Origin of the sequence: Clostridium celatum, assembly GCF_021412605.1 — a bacterium.
GTDB classification, from domain to species: Bacteria; Bacillota; Clostridia; order Clostridiales; family Clostridiaceae; genus Clostridium; species Clostridium celatum.
Genome location: NZ_JAJKGM010000040.1, coordinates 1 through 23,501, shown reverse-complemented (window position 1 = coordinate 23,501; position 23,501 = coordinate 1). Strand labels below are relative to the sequence as shown.

Annotated in this window: 25 protein-coding genes and 1 other annotated feature; of the genes, 22 read left to right on the top strand and 3 right to left on the bottom strand. The window is 27.1% G+C overall.

The annotated features are described in order from the left end of the window. The first annotated feature begins 1 nt into the window (after position 1). The 5 genes from LPC13_RS13720 (at position 2) to LPC13_RS13700 (ending at position 5,748) form a co-directional block, all read left to right on the top strand. Complete coding sequence (locus LPC13_RS13720; RefSeq protein WP_005214677.1) at positions 2–1,207, top strand: ammonium transporter; 1,206 nt, start codon at positions 2–4, stop codon at positions 1,205–1,207. Positions 1,208–1,237: 30 nt separating this feature from the next. Continuing rightward, complete coding sequence (locus LPC13_RS13715) at positions 1,238–1,750, top strand: AmiS/UreI family transporter (RefSeq protein WP_005214678.1); 513 nt, start codon at positions 1,238–1,240, stop codon at positions 1,748–1,750. An 84-nt stretch (positions 1,751–1,834) separates the two neighbouring features. After that, positions 1,835–2,584, top strand: coding sequence for an N-acetylmuramoyl-L-alanine amidase family protein (locus LPC13_RS13710; protein ID WP_234088895.1), 750 nt, complete (start codon positions 1,835–1,837; stop codon positions 2,582–2,584). Positions 2,585–2,782: 198 nt separating this feature from the next. Beyond that, complete coding sequence (locus tag LPC13_RS13705) at positions 2,783–3,421, top strand: hypothetical protein (protein WP_040419844.1); 639 nt, start codon at positions 2,783–2,785, stop codon at positions 3,419–3,421. 320 nt (positions 3,422–3,741) lie between these two features. Next, entirely contained in the window at positions 3,742–5,748 is a 2,007-nt protein-coding gene (locus LPC13_RS13700) for a YgiQ family radical SAM protein (protein ID WP_005214682.1), read from the top strand. 97 nt (positions 5,749–5,845) lie between these two features. On the opposite strand, the gene LPC13_RS13695 is transcribed toward LPC13_RS13700, so the two are convergent. After that, positions 5,846–6,001: a hypothetical protein gene (locus LPC13_RS13695; protein WP_005214683.1), complete on the bottom strand. Its 156-nt coding sequence runs from the start codon at positions 5,999–6,001 to the stop codon at positions 5,846–5,848. 296 nt (positions 6,002–6,297) lie between these two features. Between LPC13_RS13695 and LPC13_RS13690 the strand changes: the two genes are divergently transcribed. The 14 genes from LPC13_RS13690 (at position 6,298) to deoD (ending at position 19,805) form a co-directional block, all read left to right on the top strand. Beyond that, complete coding sequence (locus LPC13_RS13690) at positions 6,298–7,629, top strand: FAD-dependent oxidoreductase (RefSeq protein WP_005214684.1); 1,332 nt, start codon at positions 6,298–6,300, stop codon at positions 7,627–7,629. Positions 7,630–7,820: 191 nt separating this feature from the next. Further along, the gene (locus tag LPC13_RS13685; protein ID WP_005214685.1) at positions 7,821–8,102 is read left to right on the top strand and encodes a hypothetical protein; all 282 of its coding nucleotides are present in this window, start codon (positions 7,821–7,823) and stop codon (positions 8,100–8,102) included. A gap of 10 nt (positions 8,103–8,112) precedes the next feature. Beyond that, positions 8,113–8,448 carry a hypothetical protein gene (locus LPC13_RS13680; protein WP_005214686.1) on the top strand — a complete coding sequence of 112 codons (336 nt, stop codon included), beginning with the start codon at positions 8,113–8,115 and terminating at the stop codon, positions 8,446–8,448. Positions 8,449–8,598: 150 nt separating this feature from the next. Beyond that, positions 8,599–8,730, top strand: a complete 132-nt coding sequence (locus LPC13_RS17035; protein ID WP_005214687.1) for a CPC_1213 family protein — start codon at positions 8,599–8,601, stop codon at positions 8,728–8,730. An 18-nt stretch (positions 8,731–8,748) separates the two neighbouring features. Continuing rightward, the gene (locus LPC13_RS13675) at positions 8,749–9,009 is read left to right on the top strand and encodes a hypothetical protein (protein ID WP_005214688.1); all 261 of its coding nucleotides are present in this window, start codon (positions 8,749–8,751) and stop codon (positions 9,007–9,009) included. 77 nt (positions 9,010–9,086) lie between these two features. Beyond that, complete coding sequence (locus tag LPC13_RS13670) at positions 9,087–9,257, top strand: hypothetical protein (RefSeq protein WP_005214689.1); 171 nt, start codon at positions 9,087–9,089, stop codon at positions 9,255–9,257. A gap of 245 nt (positions 9,258–9,502) precedes the next feature. After that, positions 9,503–9,802, top strand: coding sequence for an ATP-dependent Clp protease adaptor ClpS (locus LPC13_RS13665; protein ID WP_005214690.1), 300 nt, complete (start codon positions 9,503–9,505; stop codon positions 9,800–9,802). A gap of 4 nt (positions 9,803–9,806) precedes the next feature. Next, positions 9,807–12,077, top strand: coding sequence for an ATP-dependent Clp protease ATP-binding subunit ClpA (gene clpA, locus LPC13_RS13660; RefSeq protein ID WP_005214691.1), 2,271 nt, complete (start codon positions 9,807–9,809; stop codon positions 12,075–12,077). Between the two features lie 103 nt (positions 12,078–12,180). Beyond that, the gene (locus tag LPC13_RS13655; RefSeq protein WP_005214692.1) at positions 12,181–12,603 is read left to right on the top strand and encodes a hypothetical protein; all 423 of its coding nucleotides are present in this window, start codon (positions 12,181–12,183) and stop codon (positions 12,601–12,603) included. 258 nt (positions 12,604–12,861) lie between these two features. Next, positions 12,862–13,092, top strand: a binding site (T-box leader). 205 nt (positions 13,093–13,297) lie between these two features. Then, positions 13,298–15,940, top strand: a complete 2,643-nt coding sequence (locus tag LPC13_RS13650; RefSeq protein ID WP_005214693.1) for a valine--tRNA ligase — start codon at positions 13,298–13,300, stop codon at positions 15,938–15,940. A 145-nt stretch (positions 15,941–16,085) separates the two neighbouring features. Then, positions 16,086–16,313 (top strand): DUF3892 domain-containing protein, encoded by a 228-nt coding sequence (locus LPC13_RS13645; protein ID WP_005214694.1) that lies wholly within the window; start codon positions 16,086–16,088, stop codon positions 16,311–16,313. A 285-nt stretch (positions 16,314–16,598) separates the two neighbouring features. Then, positions 16,599–17,384: a hypothetical protein gene (locus LPC13_RS13640; RefSeq protein WP_147576268.1), complete on the top strand. Its 786-nt coding sequence runs from the start codon at positions 16,599–16,601 to the stop codon at positions 17,382–17,384. 169 nt (positions 17,385–17,553) lie between these two features. After that, entirely contained in the window at positions 17,554–18,849 is a 1,296-nt protein-coding gene (locus LPC13_RS13635) for a bifunctional folylpolyglutamate synthase/dihydrofolate synthase (protein ID WP_234088894.1), read from the top strand. Between the two features lie 245 nt (positions 18,850–19,094). Next, positions 19,095–19,805, top strand: a complete 711-nt coding sequence (deoD, locus tag LPC13_RS13630) for a purine-nucleoside phosphorylase (protein ID WP_005214697.1) — start codon at positions 19,095–19,097, stop codon at positions 19,803–19,805. Between the two features lie 101 nt (positions 19,806–19,906). Here deoD and LPC13_RS13625 read toward each other — a convergent pair whose 3' ends face one another. Continuing rightward, entirely contained in the window at positions 19,907–20,155 is a 249-nt protein-coding gene (locus LPC13_RS13625) for a TIGR03905 family TSCPD domain-containing protein (protein ID WP_005214698.1), read from the bottom strand. Positions 20,156–20,316: 161 nt separating this feature from the next. On the opposite strand from LPC13_RS13625, the gene LPC13_RS13620 reads away from it, so the two are divergent. Continuing rightward, complete coding sequence (locus tag LPC13_RS13620) at positions 20,317–21,192, top strand: YncE family protein (RefSeq protein WP_040419845.1); 876 nt, start codon at positions 20,317–20,319, stop codon at positions 21,190–21,192. Here LPC13_RS13620 and LPC13_RS13615 read toward each other — a convergent pair. After that, positions 21,189–21,722, bottom strand: a complete 534-nt coding sequence (locus LPC13_RS13615) for a DUF4364 family protein (protein ID WP_005214700.1) — start codon at positions 21,720–21,722, stop codon at positions 21,189–21,191. The two genes, LPC13_RS13620 and LPC13_RS13615, sit on opposite strands and share 4 nt — an antisense overlap. A 125-nt stretch (positions 21,723–21,847) precedes the next feature. On the opposite strand from LPC13_RS13615, the gene LPC13_RS13610 reads away from it, so the two are divergent. Then, positions 21,848–22,612 carry a polysaccharide deacetylase family protein gene (locus LPC13_RS13610; protein WP_005214701.1) on the top strand — a complete coding sequence of 255 codons (765 nt, stop codon included), beginning with the start codon at positions 21,848–21,850 and terminating at the stop codon, positions 22,610–22,612. Between the two features lie 112 nt (positions 22,613–22,724). After that, positions 22,725–23,393 carry a single-stranded DNA-binding protein gene (locus LPC13_RS13605; RefSeq protein ID WP_040419846.1) on the top strand — a complete coding sequence of 223 codons (669 nt, stop codon included), beginning with the start codon at positions 22,725–22,727 and terminating at the stop codon, positions 23,391–23,393. Positions 23,394–23,501 lie beyond the last annotated feature (108 nt).

Below are 23,501 nucleotides of genomic sequence, written 5' to 3'. Positions count from 1 at the left end.
TATGATTATTCATGGTGATGTAGCATTTATGGTTTTATCAACTACACTTGTTTTAATTATGACACCAGGATTAGCATTTTTTTATGGAGGTTTAGTTGAAAGGAAAAATGCTTTAACAATTATGTTTCAGGTATTTATAGCTATTGGAATTGTATCTTTATTATGGATATTTGGAGGATTTAGTTTAGTCTTTGGTGATGATATTATTGGCATTATAGGTAATCCACTTCAATTTTTTGCGTTTAAAGATATTACATATACAATAGATTTAAAATATAGTGAAACTATTCCATTTATATTATTTTTTATGTATCAAATGATGTTTGCAATTATAACAGCGCCTCTAATGACTGGTGCTTTTGCAAATAGACTTACTATAGGTGGATGGATAAAAATACTTATTATTTGGATGATACTTATTTATTTCCCAGTAGCTCATTGGGTTTGGGGTGGAGGATTTCTATCAAAATTAGGATTTGTAGATTTTGCAGGTGGTGCAGTAATACATATTACATCAGGATTTGGTTGTTTAGGTGGAATTTATGTATTAGGTGAAAGAAAAGTGAAAAATGAAAAAGGACCTTTTAATTTAGGCTTATTAGCATTAGGAGGTGGACTTTTATTATTTGGATGGTTTGGATTTAATGCCGGAGGTACTTTGGCTGCGGCTAATGTAGCTGCAATTGTTTTTGCTAATACAGGAATTGCTGCTGCAGCCGGAATGATAGTTTGGTTGATACTATATTCAATGCACAACAATAAAAGAGCATCTTTTTTAGAAATGATTGTAGGAGCAGTAGCTGGTCTTGCAACAATTACACCAGCTTCAGGATATGTTACGCCTTTAAGTGCAGTTATAATAGGTGCTTTAGGAGGTCTTGTATGCTTCTTTTGTGTAGAATATGAAAGAAAGAAATGGGATGATGCACTTGATGTTTGGGGAGTTCACGGAATGGGTGGATTACTTGGAACATTATTAATAGGAGTATTTGCTAATCCAAAAGTTAATAATATAAGTGCAGGGATAAATCAATTTCTAATTCAGGCATTAGGAGCCTTAATTATTGGAGTATATTCAATTGTAGTTACTTTTTTAATATTTAAAGTTGTAGATAAGATTAAACCAATAAGAGTAAGTGAAGAAATTCAAAGAAAAGGTTTAGATCAAGAGTTTTTCCAAGAAAGTTATGAAACTAAGCAAGAATAACTAAAAAATAATATGAAATAGGAGGAAAAAATGTTAGGAGTAGTTTTAATATATGTAGGAGTTGTTCTTATTCTTAATGGAATAGGAAGACTTTGCAATATTGATGCAAAATCAACTGCAGTATTTAATGTATTTACAGGTATGTTATCATTTATATTAAACATAGTAGCAGTAATACAAGGAAATTATTTTGCTGCAGGAACTGGTCTTTTATTTGGATTTACATATTTATATATTGCAGCTCGTAGTATATTTAATTTAGATGGAAGATTATATGGATGGTATTGTTTGTTTGTGGCAATAAATACTATTCCTTTAGCCTTTATTGATGGAAGTACACAAAAATTTATACAATTTACTGTAGGAAATATATATTGGATATTTATATGGCTTTTATGGGGTTTATTGTGGTTAACTGGATTTATAGAGTTAGTAATGAAAAAAGATTTGGGTAAATTTGTTGGATATTTATCAGTTTTTGATGGTATTGTAACTGCATGGATTCCAGGATTCTTATTATTAATAAATATGTATCCAAAATAAAATTTAATATAATAAATTATTTTATAAAAAATCATGAGGCTGTTATAAAATAGCCTCATGATTAGTTTTTAGGGAGGAATAAATGTGAATAGAAAGATAATGAAAGTTTTAATTTTTTTATTAATATTTATAAATATACATGTTAACTATATTGCATTAGCTTGTGAACCAAATGAAAAATCTGCAAATGATAAAAGTAATTTTATCATTTGCATTGATCCAGGTCATCAAGGAAAAGGAGATAATAGAGGAGAACCAGTAGCGCCAGGATCAAATAATAAAAAAGCAAGGGTATCTTCAGGTACAGCAGGAGTTGCTACTAAAAGAGCTGAGCATGTTGTAAATTTAGAAGCAGCAATGATACTAAAGGAAATTTTGGTTAATAATGGATATAAAGTTGTTATGACAAGAGAAAGTGCAGATGTAAATATTAGTAATGTGGATAGGGCTGAAATTGCTAATAAAGCCAATGCGGATATTACAATAAGGATTCATTGTGATAGTATTAACGATGGAGGAAAGGTAGGAGCTTCAATATTAGTTCCTTCTAAAGAAAGTAAATATACAAGTACTATTTATGAGGAAAGTAATAAATATGCAACTATATTATGTAACAATTTAAAAGAAAGTAATGTAAAGGTAAATGGGATATTTGAAAGAAGTGATATTACAGGATTTAATTGGTCTAAAGTTCCAGTGATAATTTTAGAAATGGGATTTATGAGTAATTATAATGAAGATAGAATGTTAAGTAATCCAGAATATCAAAGAATGCTAATGGAATGTGTAGCAAAATCAATAGATGAATATAGAGTTACAGAAAAATATAATTAAAATATAAATTTAGGGGGAAGGGAGTAATGTATTTATTAGCATAATAAATACATTATATATAAATTAAAGTAATAAAAATAAAAAGTTTGGATAAAATAAATTTATAAGATAGTTCTAAGTACTTTTATATTTAATATTAAGATACATTTTGTACAAGCTAAAATTAAGTAGATTAAAATGATTTTAGGAGGTGTAAGTTTGAAAAAATATGATTCCATTTATTATTGGCAAAATTATTTATGTAAACAAGATGAAATGTATATAAAGCCAAATGCGTATGTTTTAAAATTTTCATTAATAAACACTTATAGTAAAGATGTATTTTGTAATTGGTATTCATTTAAGTCATATGAAGCTTTAATTGGATTTATAAGATATGTTGTTGTACCATCAAGTTATATAACTAAAGTTTTTGGAAAAGAACAAGAAACTATCTTTATTGATGCGTTAAATGAGGAAGATACAATTGAGCTAATAGAAGATAGTGATATTAAGAATAAATTAGACGTGATTTTAGAGATAAATCAAGAATATAATTTATTAAAAAGTTTAAAAAATAATTTTACTGTAGATAAAATGAAAAGATATATAAATCTAGTAAATATCAATAATAGTATAAAGAATAATATTTTTAGTAATTTAGAGTTTTTTGAAAATGTAAATGTTATTGGCAGAGAATTAGTTAAGGAATTTGAAGCAGATAATATGCTATCAGACTTAGAAAGTCATATGTCATTAAACAAAAAACAAATAATAGACATGTTTGATGGAATTGATAAAAATCCATTTATGTTAAAAAAACTAAATACTTATTTAACTAATACACTTGTATTTTAATATAATTGTTAAAAATGGTGAATTTAATATTATTAAATTCACCATTTTTATTTTAATATAAATATTTTAAATAGAGATTAGATATATAAGATTTTTAAATATTTATATAAATATTATGGTAAATTAATATGAAGTATTAACAAGATTTAAAATAGATGATATATTAATATATGTTAAATTGTAAGGAGAAAAAATTAAAAAATAAAAGAAACATAAGTTAAGTCCTTAGAAATTAATTTAATATTTTGCTTGTAAAATATTAAATTATGAATAATAATATTTAACAAGCATAAAAAGATAAATGAAAGATGTGATATTTAATGAATAATAAATTTTTACCTATAAGTAAGGAAGATATGAAAGAAAGAGGCTGGGAGCAGTGCGATTTCATTATTGTAACTGGTGATGCCTATGTAGATCATCACAGTTTTGGGACAGCAGTAATATCTAGAGTATTAGAACATGCAGGATATAAAGTTGGAATAATAGCTCAACCAGATTGGCATAGTACAGATGATTTTATGAAACTTGGAAGACCAAGACTTGCATTTTTGGTTAATGCAGGAAATATGGATTCTATGGTTAATCATTATACTGTAAGTAAGAGAGTTAGAGAAAAGGACCTTTATTCTCCAGGTGGGAAAATGGGACTTAGACCGGATAGGGCAACTATTGTTTATTGTAATAAAATAAGAGAAGCTTATAAAAATATCAATATTTGTATTGGTGGAGTTGAAGCAAGTCTTAGAAGATTTGCTCATTATGATTATTGGGCAGACAAAGTTAGAAAATCAATATTAACTGATAGTGGTGCTGATCTTTTAATATATGGTATGAGTGAAAAGCAAATAGTTGAAGTTGCTAACTATTTAAATGAAGGTTTTGAGGCTAAGTATATAAGACACGTACCAGGTACATGTTATTTAGCAGATAGTTTAGATGAAATCTATGAAGAACATATAGTTATACCTTCATATAAGGAAGTATCAACAGATAAAATCAAATATTGTGAAGCTTTTAAAATTACATATCAAGAACAAGATCCTATTAGAGGAAAAACTATAGTTCAAGATCAAGGAGATAAGTTTTTAGTAGTTAATAAACCAGAAGTTATTTTAAATAGAGAAGAATTAGATGCGGTTTATGATTTACCTTTTACTAAAGAATATCACCCTATATATGAAGAGATGGGAGGAATTCCAGCCCTAGAAGAGGTTAAATTTAGTATAGTTGGATCAAGAGGATGTTTTGGAAATTGTTCATTTTGTGCAATTACATTCCATCAAGGAAGAGCAGTTCAAAGTAGAAGTGAAGAATCTATAGTTAAAGAAGCTAAAGAAATGACAGAAATGAAAGACTTTAAGGGATATATTCATGATGTTGGTGGTCCTACAGCAAACTTTAGAAAACCTGCATGTAAACATCAACTAACTATAGGAGCGTGTAAAACTAAGCAATGTTTAAGTCCAGGTGTATGTAAAAATATGGAGGTAGATCATAAGGAATTCTTAAGTGTACTTAGAAGTGTAAGAAGTTTACCTAAGGTTAAAAAGGTATTTGTTCGTTCAGGAATTAGATATGATTATGTAATGGCAGATAAAGATGATACATTCTTTAAAGAATTAGTAGAGCATCATGTAAGTGGTCAATTAAAAGTTGCCCCTGAACATGTATCTGAAGAAGTATTAAAGCATATGGGGAAACCAGCAGGAAGAACATATGAGGACTTTAGGCAAAAATTCTTCAGAATAACAGAAAAACTTGGTAAGAAGCAATACATAATTCCATACCTTATGTCAAGTCATCCAGGAAGTACATTAAAGGAAGCTATTAAGCTTGCAGAATATCTAAGAGACATAAAATATCAACCAGAACAAGTTCAAGATTTTTATCCAACACCAGGAACATTATCAACAACTATTTTTTATACAGGATTAGATCCTATAACAATGAAGCCAGTATATGTTCCTAAAACTAAAGAAGAAAAAGCAATGCAAAGAGCGCTTCTTCAATTTAGCAATCCAAAGAATTATAATATAGTTTATGATGCATTAATGAAAGCAGGGAGAGAAGATTTAATAGGAAATGGACCTAAATGCTTAATTAAGTCTAAGGAACAGAGATATAAGGAAGCTCATGGATTAGTTAGATCAAAAGCTAAAGGAAACACTGGAAAATCAAAGTCTTTTAATAGCAATAGTAAATCTTCTTTAAGTAGAAATAAGAAATCAAATGATAAAAATAATTCGAGAAGAGGAAAAGAAAGTAATTTAAAAGGCAATAGAGATAGTAATAGAAATTCTAAAAATGCAAGAAAAAAAAGTTAAGTAACTAAGAGTTAAAATAAAAATTAAGACTTAAAGATAATTTATTCTTAAGTCTTAATTTTTCAATTTTAACTCTTAGTTTTTTTATTTATAAATATTAAGATTTAGAGCATTCTTTACATACATTTATGGTATTACCTTCTTCATCTTTTTTACTCCAAACTAACTTAACACGCTTTCTTCCACAGATAGGACATGTACCTCTCCAACCAGGGAGTGTTTTAATATATTTACCTCGTCTTTGTTTACTCATTTTATATCCCTCCTTTTGATATTTACACTAATTTATATTAATTAGTGTATTTAATTATGCATTAACATAAAAAATTATTATAACCTTAAATAAAATACTCGTAAATGATGATTGTTTAAGAAAAAAAATATGAAGCATACTAAAATATAATCAATTAAGTTAAAGATTGTTATTTTTTAAACAAATTTTAACGAAAGTATTTACTATTATATAAAAGAGTAGTATTATATATTTAAAGATAATAATTATTAACTAATATAAAATATCAAGAAAAATAATTTTAAGGAGTGTTAATTATGAAAATAGTAGTAGTTGGATGTACACATGCAGGAACAGCTGCAGTAGTTAATTTAAAAGAACTTCATCCAGAAAGTGAAATCACTATATATGAAAAAAATGATAATTTATCATTTTTATCATGTGGTATAGCATTAAATGTTGGTGGGGTTATAAAAGAAACTAAAAATCTTTTTTATAATTCACCAGAAAATCTATCTAAAATGGGTGTTATAACTAATATGAAGCATGAAGTTTTAGATATAGATTTTGATAATAAAACCTTAAAAGTTAAGAATCTTTTAACTGATGAGGAGTTTGAAGATAATTATGATAAATTAGTTTTAACTTTAGGATCATGGCCAATAGTTCCTAAGTTTGAAGGTGGGGACCTAGAAAATATATTATTATGCAAGAATCATGACCATGCAATAGAAATAATAGAAAAATCAAAAGAAGCTAAAAATGTAGTAATAATTGGTGCTGGATATATTGGAGTTGAGCTTGTAGAAGCTTTCGAAATGCAAGGTAAGAAAGTAACTTTAATAGATGCAGAAGATAGAATTATGGCTAAGTATCTTGATAAAGAATTCACAGATATTGCAGAAAAAGAGTTTGCGGATAAAGGTGTAAATTTAGTATTAGGAGAAAAAGTATCTAAGTTTGAAGGTGAAAATGGAAAAGTAACTAAAGTTGTTACTGAAAAAGGAAGCTACGAAGGTGATTTAGTAGTATTATGTATTGGATTTGCACCAAACACTAAACTTATTCAAGGTAAATTAGATACTCTTCCAAATGGAGCTATAATAATAGATGAATACATGAGAACAAGCAGAGAAGATGTATTCGCAGCAGGGGATTGTTGTGTAGTTACTTACAACCCAGCTCATGATACAAGATACATACCACTTGCAACAAATGCTGTAAGAATGGGAACTTTAGTTGCAAGAAATATAGTGAAGCCAACGCTTAAGTATATGGGTACTCAAGGAACATCAGGAATTAAGATTTATGAAAAGTGTATAGCATCAACTGGATTAACTGAAGAAGTTGCTAAGGCTACAACTAAGATGAATGTTGCATCAGTAAGTTTAACTGATAATTATAGACCAGAATTTATGCCAACATATTTACCAGCTACTGTAAAGATAGTATTTGATAAAGATACAAGAAGAGTAATTGGAGGACAAATAATTTCTGATATAGATTTAACTCAATTTATGAACACTTTATCAGTAGTTATACAAAATGAAATGACTGTTGAAGAACTTGCAATGACAGATTTCTTCTTCCAACCTCATTTTAATAAACCATGGAGTATTTTAAATGCAGTTGCATTAAAGGCACTATAAAAAATAAAGAGTCGTATTATACGACTCTTTATTTTTTATTAATTATTATATTTTTAAATATAATTCTAAATGAAATACTCGTAAATAAGTATAACTTAACAACAAAATATTAAAAAAGTGTGATTACCTTTACATAATCGTTAAAATATGTATAATATTAAATATAAAGCTAACGGAGAGGATGAAATATAATGGGGAATTTAAAAACAGTATTAGTTAAACTAGGGATTACATTAAGTATATTTCTAGGGGTATATTTAGCAATATATTTTTGTTTTGATGTAGTAGGTTTAGCAAAAGAACCTAAAATGATGAATGAATATAAATCAGCATATACACAATTAAAGGAATTGGAAACTGAATTTAATACTTTATCTGCAGAAAATAATGAAGAAGCTAATAAAGAAAAAATAGAAGAGTTAAAGTCAGAAATAATTTTACTTGAAGAAGAAATACAAAAGGTTAAGGAATAGAGGAAAATTTATGGGAAAAGGTAAACGTAATAAAATAAAATCAAAAAAGAGTAATAAATTAAATAAAAATACTACTCCAAAAATGTCTTTAAAAGAAAAGTTTTTTACTGGAATTAAAGAATATAAATTTATTATTATTTTAGCAGTAATATTTAGTGTTTATGTATCATTATTTCCAAAAGATTATACAAGTGATTTAATAGATATGGAAAAACAAATAGAAGTGCTTACTTCTAAATTAGATGAATTTAATAGTAGTAATGAAGATATAAATAGAGAAGTAGAAGAGTTAACTGCTAAAAGAGACAAGCTTAAGGAAGAATTAGATAATTTAAAATCAAATTAAAAATAAAAAACAGGTTACTAATTATGTTAGTGACCTGTTAATTTTTTAAACGCTTTCATTAATTTTATTCTTTATATGATAAGAAAATGGAAAAATGTAATAGGATAAGGATTAGAAAAAAGGATACCATATAAATGAGGTGATAATTTTATGGGAAATCAAATGAAAAAAACTAAAAAACAACATAAAAATGTTAATCATAATCCACAAGTTGAAAGTGTTAAGGCTTGTTTTGGTGAACCTAAGGCAAAAACATATGACCCAACAGATTTTAAAATTTAGCTAAAGGTGTGAAATTTTATGGAGAAATATGATTATGTATTTAGATGGTTGAAAAAAGCGTCAAAACCTGAAAGACATATAGAAGAGATGGAGACCTTTGCTAAAAAGCATCCAATTACTTTTATGAAATTTCATAAATCATCTGCAGCAATAGTGAAAAATGAAGAAACAGATGCTAATTATATAAAGGCTAAGGAAGAGTTAACTAAACTATTTGATGAAAATGAAAACGACTTTAAACCAATTTTTGATGCAATAAAAAATAAATTTAAGTATTAAAATATTAAGTAAAAGTTTAATAAAAATTTAATTAAACTTATAATATGTAAAATTAAAGTATACTCGAGGTAAAAGTTATGGATAATAATAAAAATAGAATGAAGGATAGAGAAAAATCTAAAAATGAACTTAGGAAGATTGATCCTACAGGAAATTCTGAAGTAGGAATAGAAAATGGAGAGAAAATAGGAGCACATGATCATAACAAAAAGAGTTATAAAACGTATGAGTGGATGCAAGATAAATAGTTATATATCTAACAATATATAATTTAAATAAATTTATAAATAAAGAAAGTAGATAGATTATTTATGTAAGTATAAATCTATCTGCTTTCTTTTTATTATGAAAGATTAATTATTACATTTAGTATTAACATAGGTATATTAAAATAAAAGTATCCATGTAATTCTTGATATTAGGTAATATGATAACTATAATTACAATATAAGAGTATCAAAAACTTAAATTTTAACCTTAGGGGAGAAGTAGTATGGAAAATGGTATTATAACTAGTAATAAAGAAAAAGTAAAAGTAAAGAAACCAAAACATTATAAAGTTGTTATGCATAATGATGATTTTACCACTATGGAATTTGTAGTAGATGTATTAATGACGGTTTTTAATAAAGATCTAAATGAATCAAATAAAATAATGATGGATGTTCATAAAATAGGAAAAGGTATAGTTGGATTATATCCATTTGATATTGCAACAACAAAGGTAGCCATTGCTTTAGGTATGGCAAAAGAAGAAGGTTTTCCTTTTAATATAACTATTGAGGAGGCTTAAAGAAATGGAATTATCTAAAGAGGTCAATAATATTATTGTAGAGTCTTATGAATTTGCAAAGAGTAATAAAGATGAATTTGTAACAGCAGAGCACTTATTATATGCTATTACTTTTGAGGAAAGATTTATAGAAGCAGTAGATGAATTAAATAGTGATGCTTTAGCTTTAAGAGAAAATTTAGTTAATTATATTAGTGAATATGTGGAGGAAAGTAAAGGGTCTAAAATACAAGAAAGTTATAGTTTTCAACAAGTTATTATAAGAGCAAGTGAGCAAGCTATTTTTTCAAATAGAACCAGCATTACAATGGAGCATATTATTTCTGCAATATACGATTTAGATGATAGTTATGCAGTTTATTATCTTATAGAAGCTGGAATAGAAAAAAGAGATTTACTATATCATCTTTGTCATGATGCAAGCACTAATGAGTATGAGGATAATAAAGTTAATAGTGAAGATAGTGAATTACTAAATAATGATAATGTAGACGAATATAATGAAATGAGTAATTATAATAAAAAAAGTAGTTTATTAGAGTCATTAACTATTAATTTGAATGAAGTAGTTAGAGATGAAAATTCTGATCCACTTATAGGAAGAGAAGATATTTTAGAGCGTACAATTCAAATTCTTTGTAGAAGAACAAAAAATAATCCAATTCATGTAGGGGAACCTGGTGTTGGTAAAACTGCAATAACTTTAGGGTTAGCAAAGATGATTAATGAAGGAATGGTTCCAGAGGTATTAAAAAATGCAGAAATTTTTTCTTTAGATATAGGAGCTAGCTTAGCAGGTACTAAGTATAGAGGAGATTTTGAAGAAAGAATTAAAAAAGTTTTAGATGAAATAAAAAAACATGAAAAACCTATAGTTTATATAGATGAAATTCATACAATAGTTGGAGCAGGAGCTATTGGAGGTGGTTCTTTAGATACTTCTAATCTTTTAAAGCCGTATTTAATGGAAGGAAAAATAAGGTTTATTGGAGCAACTACTTATGATGAATATAAGAAATATTTTGAAAAGGACAAGGCTTTAAGTAGAAGGTTTCAAATAGTCGAAGTAAAAGAAACTACAGAAAAAGAAACTATTGAGATAATTAAAGGATTAAAATCTCATTATGAAAATTATCATAATGTTAAATATACGGATAATGCCATATGTTCAGCAGTAGCATTAAGTAGTAAATATATTAATGATAGATTTTTGCCAGATAAGGCAATTGATATAATTGATGAAGCTGGAGCATATTGCTCAATTAATAGGGATAAATTTAAGAGTGAAGATAATATAGTAATTGATGAAGATATAATAGAAGCAGTAATTTCAAAGGTATGTCATATACCTAAAAAAACAGTTGAGAAAGATGAAATATCATCACTTAAAGAGCTTGAGTACAATTTAGAAAAAAATATATTTGGTCAAGATACTGCAATTCACGAAGTTGTAAGATGTATAAAAATGTCTAGGGCAGGGTTAAATGATTCCAATAAACCAATTAGTTCATTATTATATGTTGGGCCAACAGGAGTTGGAAAAACGGAAGTTTGTAGGGTATTAGCAGAAAGTCTTAATGTTAAGCTTATTAGATTTGATATGAGTGAATATTCTGAAAAGCATGCAGCTTCAAAGCTTATAGGAGCACCTCCAGGATATGTTGGATATGAAGAAGGTGGACTTTTAACAGATACTATTAGGAAAAATCCACATTGTGTACTTTTATTAGATGAGGTGGAAAAAGCTCATCCTGATATTCTTAGTGTTTTGTTGCAAGTGATGGACTATGCAACTTTAACTGATAATCAAGGAAGAAAAGCAGATTTTAGAAATGTTATATTGATTATGACATCTAATGCTGGAGCTAGAGATATTGGAAAAAATGTTGTAGGATTTGGTGAGAGAATTATTGAAGGTTCAGCTATAATGGACGAGGTTAAAAAGTTCTTTACACCTGAATTTAGAAATAGACTTGATAAAGTAATAGTATTTAATCATTTGAATAAAGAAATGGCATTAGATATTGCTAGAAAAGAGTTAAATAAATTTAGAAATCAATTAGAACAGAAGAATATAAACATTGATTTTGATGATGAATGTATTTGTTTTGTTGCTGAAAAAGGTGTATCACAAGAATATGGAGCTAGAGAAATAATAAGAATAATAAACCAAGAAATTAAGCCTATGCTTGTAGATGAAATTCTTTTTGGTAAGTTAAGTAATGGGGGAGAAGTAGCTGTTACTGTTGCTGACGGTAAATTTATATATAGTTAATTACTTAATAAATTAAATGATAAATTTACATTTAAAATACCCTCATATGTTTTAATTCCTATTAATATAATTAATATAGTTAAGTATATATGGGGGTGTAAAAATGGATAACGTATTAAATATTGATAAATGTAAAATTTGTGGTGGACTAGTTAGAATAGAAAATAATGAATATGGAACTAGTAAACTTTGTACTTTCTGTGGATATTTTTATAATAAAGAAAACTTAAGTGACGAACATAATTGTAATTGTGGAGAGCAACATAATACTGAAAATATAATAGAATATTTACAGCCATGTGGTGCCTACAAATTAGTAACATTAAGTGGGGTTGCAAAGTCTGGGAGCCTAGGAGAAAACTTAACAGAGGAACAAGTGTTAAAAATGTTTAATTTTAGTGATATATCTAGACTAGATATGAAAAAAACTTATATTAACTATAGAAATGTAGAAACAAACGAGTTTAAAATAATTTTTGGTAATGGTAAGCCGGAAAGTTATGATGAGTTTATTGGAAAACTTTAAAAGCAGCTAAAAGTTAATATATATTTTAAATTAAGAGTAGCATTTATTTATAAGAAAATAAATGCTATTTTTTTAGTCATAAATAATTATTCATTAGGATAAAAATTTCAGAAATTTAAAAAGGATAAGTAAATAAAAAGCTTAAAAAATCATATTTATTGATATAAATGTAGTGAAAGTGTCAAAAGTTATTAAAATTTTATTAGAGATTTGTTGACAAGGGTTAGAAAATATCATAATATAAATACAAATAAATATTTAAAAACAGTGATAAAGAGGAGTAAGGAATAGGACGTATTAAGAGAGGAAGGTCTAGGCTGTAAGCCTTCTATATGAAATATCCTGAAGGTAGCTTTTGAGTTTCTTTGGTGAAATAATAGTAGTCAAAGACGGCATTCTAGTCGTTATATTAAATAAGAGCCTATAAGAAGTAAATTGTTAATTTACTTAGTAGGAATAAAGGTGGTACCGCGAGTCTTCGTCCTTTTTTTAGGACTAAGGCTCTTTTTTTATGTGAACTTTTGGTATTTTGTTAAATAGGTAGGGGTAATGGGAATAGAGTTAAAAATAAAATTATGGATATTATAATTAAAGTAATGTTATTTTTATATGAGGTTAAAGAAATTTAAATTTGTAAAGTGGTCTTTATATAAGAACTTTAAATATATAAAAAACTATTCAGGAGGTTTTATTAATGGAAGAAAAGAAAAATTTAGCCACAACGTATAATCCAAAAGATTTCGAAGAAAGAATTTATAAAACATGGGAAGAGAAAAAATATTTCACTCCTGTTGTTGATAAAACTAAGAAGCCATTTTCAATTGTAATGCCACCACCAAATATAACTGGTAGACTTCACTTAGGTCATGCTCTTGATAATACACTTCAAGATATGCTTATAAGATTTAAGAGAATGCAAGGGTACTGTACTTTATGGTTACCAGGACAAGACCATGCTTCTATAGCAACTGAAGTTAAAGTTGAAAATGAATTACTAAAGCAAGGCTTAGTAAAGAAAGAAATGGGAAGAGAAGCATTCTTAGAAAAAGTTTGGGAATGGTCTGATGAGTATAGAGGTCATATAAGAGAACAACTTAAAAAGATGGGTGTTTCTGCTGACTTTACAAGAGAAGCTTTCACAATGGATGAAAATTTAAATAAAGCTGTAAGAACAGTATTTGTTAAATTATACAATGAAGGACTTATATACCAAGGAAACAGAATAACTAACTGGTGTCCAAAATGTACTACAGCATTATCAGATGCAGAAATTGAATATGAAGAAAAAGAAGGTAGCTTCTGGCATATTAACTATCCATTAGCAGATGGTTCAGGTTACTTAGAAATAGCTACTACAAGACCGGAAACATTACTTGGAGATACTGCTGTTGCTGTTAACCCAAATGATGATAGATTTAAGCACCTTATAGGTAAGACATTAAAATTACCACTAACAGATAGAGAAATTCCAGTAGTTGGTGATGATTATGTTGATATTGAATTTGGAACAGGTGCAGTTAAAATAACTCCAGCACATGATCCAAATGACTTTGAAGTTGGTAAGAGACATAACCTTCCAATAATCAGAGTAATGGATGACCACGGTGTAATTAATGAACTAGGTGGAAAATACCAAGGTTTAGATAGATATGAAGCTAGAAAACAAATGGTTAAAGATTTAGAAGAACAAGGATTACTTGTTAAAGTTAAGCCTCATACTCACAATGTAGGAACACATGATAGATGTGGAACAGTTGTTGAACCAATAGTTTCAAGACAATGGTATGTTAAGATGGAATCTTTAGCAAAACCTGCTATTGATGTTGTTAGAAATGGAAAGACTAAATTCGTTCCAGAAAGATTTGATAAAATATACTTCAATTGGATGGAAAATATTCAAGATTGGTGTATTTCAAGACAATTATGGTGGGGACATAGAATACCAGTATTCTACTGTAATGATTGTAACCATATGATGGTTGAAGTTGAAGCTCCATGCAAGTGTTCAAAATGTGGTTCTGAAAACTTAAGACAAGATGAAGATGTACTTGATACTTGGTTCTCATCTGCATTATGGCCTTTCTCAACTTTAGGTTGGCCAGAAAAAACAGAAGATTTAGATTTCTTCTATCCAACTAATGTTTTAGTTACTGGATATGATATCATATTCTTCTGGGTTGCTAGAATGATATTCTCAGGATTACACAACATGGAAGAAACTCCATTTGATACAGTATTAATTCATGGTATCATAAGAGACGCTCAAGGAAGAAAGATGAGTAAATCTTTAGGTAATGGTGTTGATCCATTAGAAGTTATTGATGAATACGGTGCAGATGCATTAAGATTTATGCTTGTAACTGGTAACTCTCCAGGTAATGATATAAGATATATTCCAGAAAGAGTTGAAGCTGCAAGAAACTTTGCTAATAAGATGTGGAATGCATCAAGATTCGTTATGATGAACTTAGATAAGGAAGTAATGAATAAGTATTCAGACTGCAAAGAATATAGCTTAGCTGACAGATGGATATTATCTCAAATGAACACTTTAGTTAAAGAAGTAACTGAAAACATGGAAAAATACGAATTAGGAATAGCTCTTCAAAAGGTTTATGACTTTATGTGGACTGAATTCTGTGATTGGTATATAGAACTTGTTAAACCAGTATTCTTTAGCGATGATGAAAAGGCTAAGGGAGTAGTTTATAATGTATTATATACTGTATTAACTACAGGATTAAAATTATTACATCCAGTAATGCCATTTATTACAGAAGAAATTTACACTACTTTAACTGATGGAGAATCTATAACAATTTCTTCATGGCCAGAATTTACTGAGGAATTAGTAAATACTAAGGCTGAAAAAGATATGGAATTTGTTATTGAAGCTATTAAGGGATTAAGAAATGTTAGAGCTGAAATGAATGTTCCACCATCAAGAAAAGCCAAAGTAATTTGTTATATTTCAGATGAAGCAAAAGAAGCATTTACAGCAGGTATTCCATATATGGAAAAACTAGGTTCAGCTTCAGAAGTTGAATTCATAGCTGATAAAGCTTTAGTTCCAGAAAATGCAGTATCATTAGTTGTTAAGGGTGGAGAGTTATTTATGCCACTTCTTGATTTAGTTGATAAAGAAAAGGAACTTGAAAGATTAAATAAAGAAAAGAAGAAATTAGAAGGTGAAGTTACAAGAATTGAAAAGAAGCTTTCTAATGAAGGATTCGTAGCTAAAGCTCCAGAAGCAGTAATTGCTGGGGAAAAGGAAAAATTAGTTAAGTATCAAGAAATGTTAGATGCAGTATTAGTTAGAATAGATACTTTAAAATAGTTAAAAGTTAACTGTGGCAAGTGACAAGTTAAAATAATTTGTTACTTGCCATTTATTACTTTTACTAATAGAAAAGAACATACTTATATAAATACGAATAAAACTTATTTAAATGTAAAAAATACATTTAAGAGGTGAAAAATATATGGGTAGTAAAATTGTTCAAACTATAAAAAATAGTAGTGGTGAAATAATGGAATATGTTCTTGAAACAGGTGAAAGAGTTGATAAGGCTCAAGGTGTTTTAAGAGCTAAAAATGGTGAAATTGATGGTGTAATTATAGCTCATTCTAAAAAAGGCGAAGAATATTTAAGAACTAAACCAGATGGAACTGAAGGAAATAATTTATCATCAATGTCTAAGGAAGACTAAAATTAAATAATAAAATAAACAATAATACGTTAAAATAGCGTCTAACAAAGATAATTTAAGCTTTGTTAGGCGTTATTTTTATATAAATAATCTAAATAGTATAAAAAGTGTGGAAATACAAAATATAGATAGTTGCTATGATGATATGTTAAGATGTATCTAGATTCATAGTGTATAAGAGATTTTATGAAACATATGTTATGGCGATAATTGAAGGAGTTACTTGGATATTAGGTTCTTTTTTATATATAGTATATAATTATTACATAAATAGGAAGTTCATATGTGGTCAAAGTAGTAAGGAGTAGAAGAATTATGAATGAAATCTCTAGTGAAAGTATAAATGCATTTATACTTATATATAATTATTCAAGAAAATATTGTATTGATAAAATAGATAAAATACGTTGTAAATATAAGGAGATTGATGATAAATTAAATAGTGATTTAAATTACAAGATTACATGTTATTTAGAAGATGAAATTTTAAAGGATAGTATTAGGATAGGTATTTTAAGTAGTATTTTAATTTCATTAGAAAAATATGATATCAAAAATGAAAAGTTATTTAAAAATTCAAAGGAATTCATTAAGGAAATTTATAAAGAATCAACTATTAATTATAAAGAGTATAAATGTCAATTGAAAAGTAAAATAGATATAGTATGTAAGGATGAAATAAGTAAATTAGATGATTATATTGATAATATAAATAGTGAAGATGGTAAATTATATGGACTACAATTATTTTATAGACATGTTTTAACTAATAGAGAGTATTCAGAAAAGAAAAAAGCTGTATTAGATAGAGTTAATGAGTTTAAGAATTGTAAGACTATAAAAGAAGAAATATTTATTATGGATTATAAGGATAAGATTTATAGTGAAATTGAAAATAATTATAAAAATGAATATATATATGAATTAAATCTTTCAAATTATTCTTATATATTAGATGTTAAGGGAATAAATTTTTTAACAAACGCTGGATTTAATACGTATTGGTTTGATAATAAATTAAGTTGGGTAATAGAAAAAAATCATGAAGGATGGTATCATATTTATTTTTAATGGTATGTGTTTATATAAGTTATTTTTGTGGAACATATTATACTTTTAAGAAAAATATTAATAATTAAATAAGTATTTTAGAAGTTGGAATCCTAATCTAGGTTTCCTTTTTCTTTTATAAAATATAGTATATAATTATTACATAAATTAATATAAGAAGAGGTAAATAATGAGATACGAAGAAGCAATGAAATACATAACAGAGGTTGGAAATTTTGGATCTAATTATGGATTAGAAAGAACTTTTAAGTTGTTAGAGTTTTTAGGAAATCCACAAGAAGATTTAAAGCTTATACATATAGCAGGAACTAATGGCAAAGGATCCACTACTGCAATGATTACAGAAATCTTAATTGGTGCTGGTTATAAAGTTGGGATGTATACTTCTCCTTTTATTGAGGAATTTGAAGAAAGAATTCAAATAAATAGAAATAACATACCAAAAAATATTTTAGCAACATTAATGGATGAAGTTAAAGTTGCAGTAGATAAAGTTATAGAAGAAGGATACAATCATCCTACAGAATTTGAAATAATAACTGTATTAATGCTTTTATATTTTAAAAAAGAAAATATAGATTTTGGAGTAATTGAAGTTGGACTAGGAGGAATGTTAGATTCTACTAATGTTATTATACCAATACTTCAAGTTATAACTTCAATAAGTTTTGATCATACAAATTTATTAGGAAATACGTTGGAGGAAATAGCACAAGAAAAAGCTGGAATAATAAAAAAAGGTATCCCTACAGTAATATATCCTCAAGATGAATCAGTTCTAAATGTTATTAAAGATAAATGCTTAAAAATGGATTCAGAGCTTTATATAGCAAGTGATGAAAATTTAAGGTTTATAAGTATATTAAATGAGGATAAACCATACCAATTATTAAAATATAAGTGCGATAAAGAGGTAGATATATTATTACCTTTACTTGGAGAACATCAAATTACAAATTTAAGTGTAGCAATGAAAGCTATTGATGTCTTAAATGATAGAAAAATAGTAAATATACCTAAAGAGACTATAATGAAAAGTATAAAAAATGTTTCTTGGAAAGGTAGATTAGAAGTTTTATCAAACAGACCTTATGTTGTAATTGACGGTGCTCATAATATTCAAGGAATAAAAACATTAAGTAATAATATAAAGAAATATTTTAAATATGAAAATTTATATTTGATTTTAGGAATTCTAGCAGATAAAGACGTTGAGGAAATGATAAAAGTAATAACACCAATGGCGAAAAAGGTCTACGCAGTAACACCTAATTCAATAAGAGCAGAATTAGCAGGAGATTTGAAAAATGAAGTAATTAAGTATAATGAAAATTGTCAAGCGTTCAATAGTTATGAAGAAGCATATATGAATGCTATTAACGATGCTGAAAATGAAGATTTGGTTTTAGCAAGCGGCTCTCTTTATATGATTGGAGATATGAGAAAAGTAATCAATAACATGTAAATTAAATATATATGAATGCTAAAAAAAAAAACTGAAGGTAATATTTTTACTTTCAGCTTTTTTTTAGTGATGATAAGAAATATTTAATATTTTTCTTATAATACACTAAAATAAAATACTCGTAAATGAGTATAATATACAAAAAACTATAATCCTTAATTTTACATTTATTGAAAAGCTAATCATTTACTATTAAGGGAAAATATAATATACTAATATATAACAAAACAAAGGAGGTAATGTTTATGTCAAAACATTTACATATTATGGCCAACGAAGGCGATATAGCAGAAACAGTATTATTACCTGGAGATCCATTAAGAGCAAAGTTCATTGCAGAAAATTTCTTAGAGAATGCAGTTTGCTACAATGAAGTTAGAGGAATGTATGGATATACAGGAACATATAAAGGTAAAAGAGTTTCTATTCAAGGGACTGGAATGGGATTACCATCACATTCTATTTATGTTAATGAACTTATTCAATTTTATGGAGCAAAAAGACTTATAAGAATAGGATCAGCAGGTTCTTGTAGTGATGATGTTAATGTAAGAGATATAGTTTTAGCTCAAAGTGCATCAACAAATTCAGGAATAAATAAAAGAAGATTTAATGGTTTAGATTATGCACCAAGTGCTAATTTTGAATTATTATATGATGCATATAATATAGCAAAATCAAAAGGCGTAAATGTTAAAGTTGGAAATGTATTATCAAGTGACTTATTCTATGATGATACAAATCATTTTTCACTAAAAACTTGGGCTGATTATGGTGTTTTAGCTGTAGAAATGGAAACAGCAGAACTTTATACATTAGCAGCTAAAAATGGTGTTGAAGCATTATCAATATTAACAATATCAGATCATATTTTTAAAGGTGAAGAAACATCTCCAGAGGAAAGACAAAATACTTTCACAGACATGATGGAAATTGCATTACAATTAATAAAATAAAAAAGGTTAAAGCTCCTATCACAAAGTATATTACTTAATGTGATAAGAGCTTTTTTTATTTAATGAAATACAATAAATATTAACTTATGCTTATTTACTAATTAAAGACTATTTTTATATTCAATTAATGCTTTTGATAATTGGTCAGGACATGAAGTTCCTTTTCCTCTACAGTCAATTCCATGTAGTTTTTCAATCGCTTCATCAATATTCATACCTTTAACTAACATAGATATTCCAAATAAATTTCCAGGACACCCTCTAACAAACTCTACATTTTCAATAACATTATCTTTTACTTCTACATGTATTTCAGTAGAACATACTCCAGATGTTTTATAAACAAACATTATAATTCCCTCCAATATTTTTATATACTACATAATTATATATTGATATTGAAAAAAAATAAAGAAAAAATAAGTATAATAAGGAATAGTTCCCAAGTATGACTATTATGCATATAGTGTAACTAGATAGTACTTTAAACTTTTGAGGGGAGGTGTATGGATTGAACTCTATAGTTTTATGTAATACTGGTGCAGATTCTTTAACTCAAATAAATATGGATAATTATAACTTGATGAAAATACATTTTAACATAAGTGAAAGTCCTGTAGGTCCTCATGGTATTAAAAGTTATAATAAAAAAATAATAACGGCAAATAATTACTCTGATTCTATTTCTATATTTGAAGGAAATAAATTAACTGAAAAAAAGAATATAAAAATAGGGCCTAATCCTAATGACCTCATATTAGTAGATAATAAGATTTATGTAATATGTGGTGAGTCAAATGCTGTTGTAATTTATGATTTGTTAGAAGAAAGAGTTATTTTTGAAGTGCATTCAGGAAGCTGGCCTCATAGCATTGATTATTGTAGAAGAAAAATGATATCTTTTGTTGCAAATTTAGAGGAAAATTCTGTTAGTATTATTGCTTTAAATGATAACAATGTTGTAAGTTCTTTAGTAACTCCAGAATACCCATCGAAAGTTAAAGTATCTAGTGATGAAAAATTATTGTATGTTTGTGAAAGTTACTTAGGCAGTGATGAGGAAGGTTATTTAGATATATTTTCTATAGATAATTTGGAGAGAGTAACAAGACTGGAGGTTGGAACATCTCCAATAGACTTATGTGAAGATGAAGAGAATATATATGTATCTAACTTCACCGATGGAACTATAAGTGTAATAGATAGAAATGAATTAAAAGTAACTAATAGTATATTTGTAGGTGGAATGCCTAGAGGATTAATAAGTTATAATAAAAAATTATATATAGGAGATTATTTGAAAGGGAGACTTATTGTTGTTGAAGAAAATTCAATAAAAAAAGTCATAGCAATTGAGTCAGAACCCAATGCAATGACTTTATTTTAATTATCATCCGTGAATAATACCTGAACTATTTTTGTGTAAATATCAGAAGGATTTTCTTTCCATTTAGAACACAAAGTTGCAGCTTGTTTCTTTGTTGGGACAGAAACTTTTAAATCGATAAGAAGCATTTCATCTTCTAAAGCCACAAGATTAACTATAAAAGAATTATTCTTTTCAATAGTATAATCACTTCTAATAGTTAGCTCCTTCTTTATACTATCTATTGTTGAAGAGATATAATTATCAATTATATCTCTTTTTATTGGAGAAATTCTATCATTAAATATAGATAATACATTTTCACCTTTTTTAGTAATTACAATTAATCTTTTCCCATTTTTATCAATATATCTTATAAAGTCGGAATTTTCTAGTTCGCTAATATATTGTTGAAGAGTAAAGTAGTTAATAAAATTATTCTCAAGGATAATTTCAGTAAGTTGAGTGTTTGATATTGATTGTTTTAATGATTTTATAACATATAAAACTAGCAATTTATTTTCTGCTAGTTCAGCTGAATTTTCGTACATAATAAACCTCCATTATGAAAGTGTCTATATAATTATAACATAAAATTAGCTATATGTAATATTCTAGTCATAATATTATTAAATATGAATATAAATTAATAAAACTTAAGTTTAGGAGATGAAAAATGAAGATATATAAAAAGGTAATATTTAATATATTTTTAATATTAGCAATTATAATGTTATCTATAGTTAATTCTAATAATTCTAAATACATAGTAGCAAATTTAGAAAGTAAAAAACCTATATATAGGGTACAAACTGATGAGAAAAAAATATCATTAACTTTTGATGTTAATTGGGCTGAAAATGAATATATATATGAGATTTTAGATGTTTTAGATAAATATAATGTAAAAGCTACTTTTTTTATTATGGGTAAATGGATTATTTATCCTGAAGGCAATGAGGAAAAATTAGTGGAGATAAAAAAACGTGGACATGAGATAGGAAATCATAGTTATGTACATCCTATGTTTACCCAAATTAATGAAGGAAGAATGCTAGAAGAAATAAAGAAAACAGAGACTATAATACAAGAGAATATAGGCTATACTACCAAATTATTTAGATTTCCAAGCGGAAATTTTGATGAGAAAAGTTTAGAGTTTATAAATAATTTAGGATATAAATGTATTCAATGGGATGTTGATTCAGTAGATTGGAAAGAAAGTAGTGAAGAAGAAGAGTATAAAAGAGTAATGAAAAATGTAAAAGCAGGTTCAATAGTGCTATTTCATAACAATGCTAAATACACTCCAAAAAACTTAGATAAAATATTAGATGAATTAATAAATGAGGAAGGATATGAGATTATTCCAGTAGGAGAGCTTATTTATAATGAAGATTATTATGTAGATGAAAATGGAGAACAAATAAAAAATAAATAAATATTAGAAAAATCTTGAAAGTTATGATGTTTTTGTATTATAATGGAAATAATCCTTATAGGTTTTAAAAACAATAAAAATTTTATTATTACAAAGGGAGAGAGGGGTAACGATGGACAATTTAATGTTAAATAACAAGATTTATCTTGAAGGAAAGATTGTAAGCGGTATGGAGTTTAGTCATGAAATGTATGGGGAAGGTTTTTACACTTTCTATATGGAGGTAACAAGATTAAGCGATTCTGTAGACTTATTAAATATTACAGTTTCGGAAAGACTAATAAGCAATATGGATTTATCTATAGGTAAGGAGATTGTGGTTTTAGGTCAATTAAGATCCTACAATAAATTTGTAGATGGATCTAATAAGTTAATTTTAACTGTATTTGCAAGAAATATAGAACCTTGTATTGAAAAGAGTAAAAATCCAAATGAAATATTCTTAGATGGTTATATATGTAAAGAACCAGTATATAGAAAGACTCCATTTGGAAGAGAAATTGCAGATGTATTATTAGCTGTAAATAGAGCTTATAATAAGTCAGATTATATTCCAACGATTGCATGGGGCAGAAATTCGAGATTCTGTCAAACTTTAGAAGTTGGTGATAACATAAGGGTATGGGGAAGACTACAAAGTAGAGAGTATCAAAAAAAGATTAGTGAAAATGAAGTTATTAAAAAAGTTGCATATGAAGTTTCTATATCAAAAATGGAAAAAGTTACAGAGTCTGAAGAAACTGAAAATACAACTGGCACTTCTGAACAAGGAGCAATATAAAAATAATAGGCTATGCATTTTGCATAGCCTATTATTTTTCAGACTGCTGACAAAGTGTCAGTAGTCTTTAATTTTATACAAATATGTAATATAATTTAAAATATATTA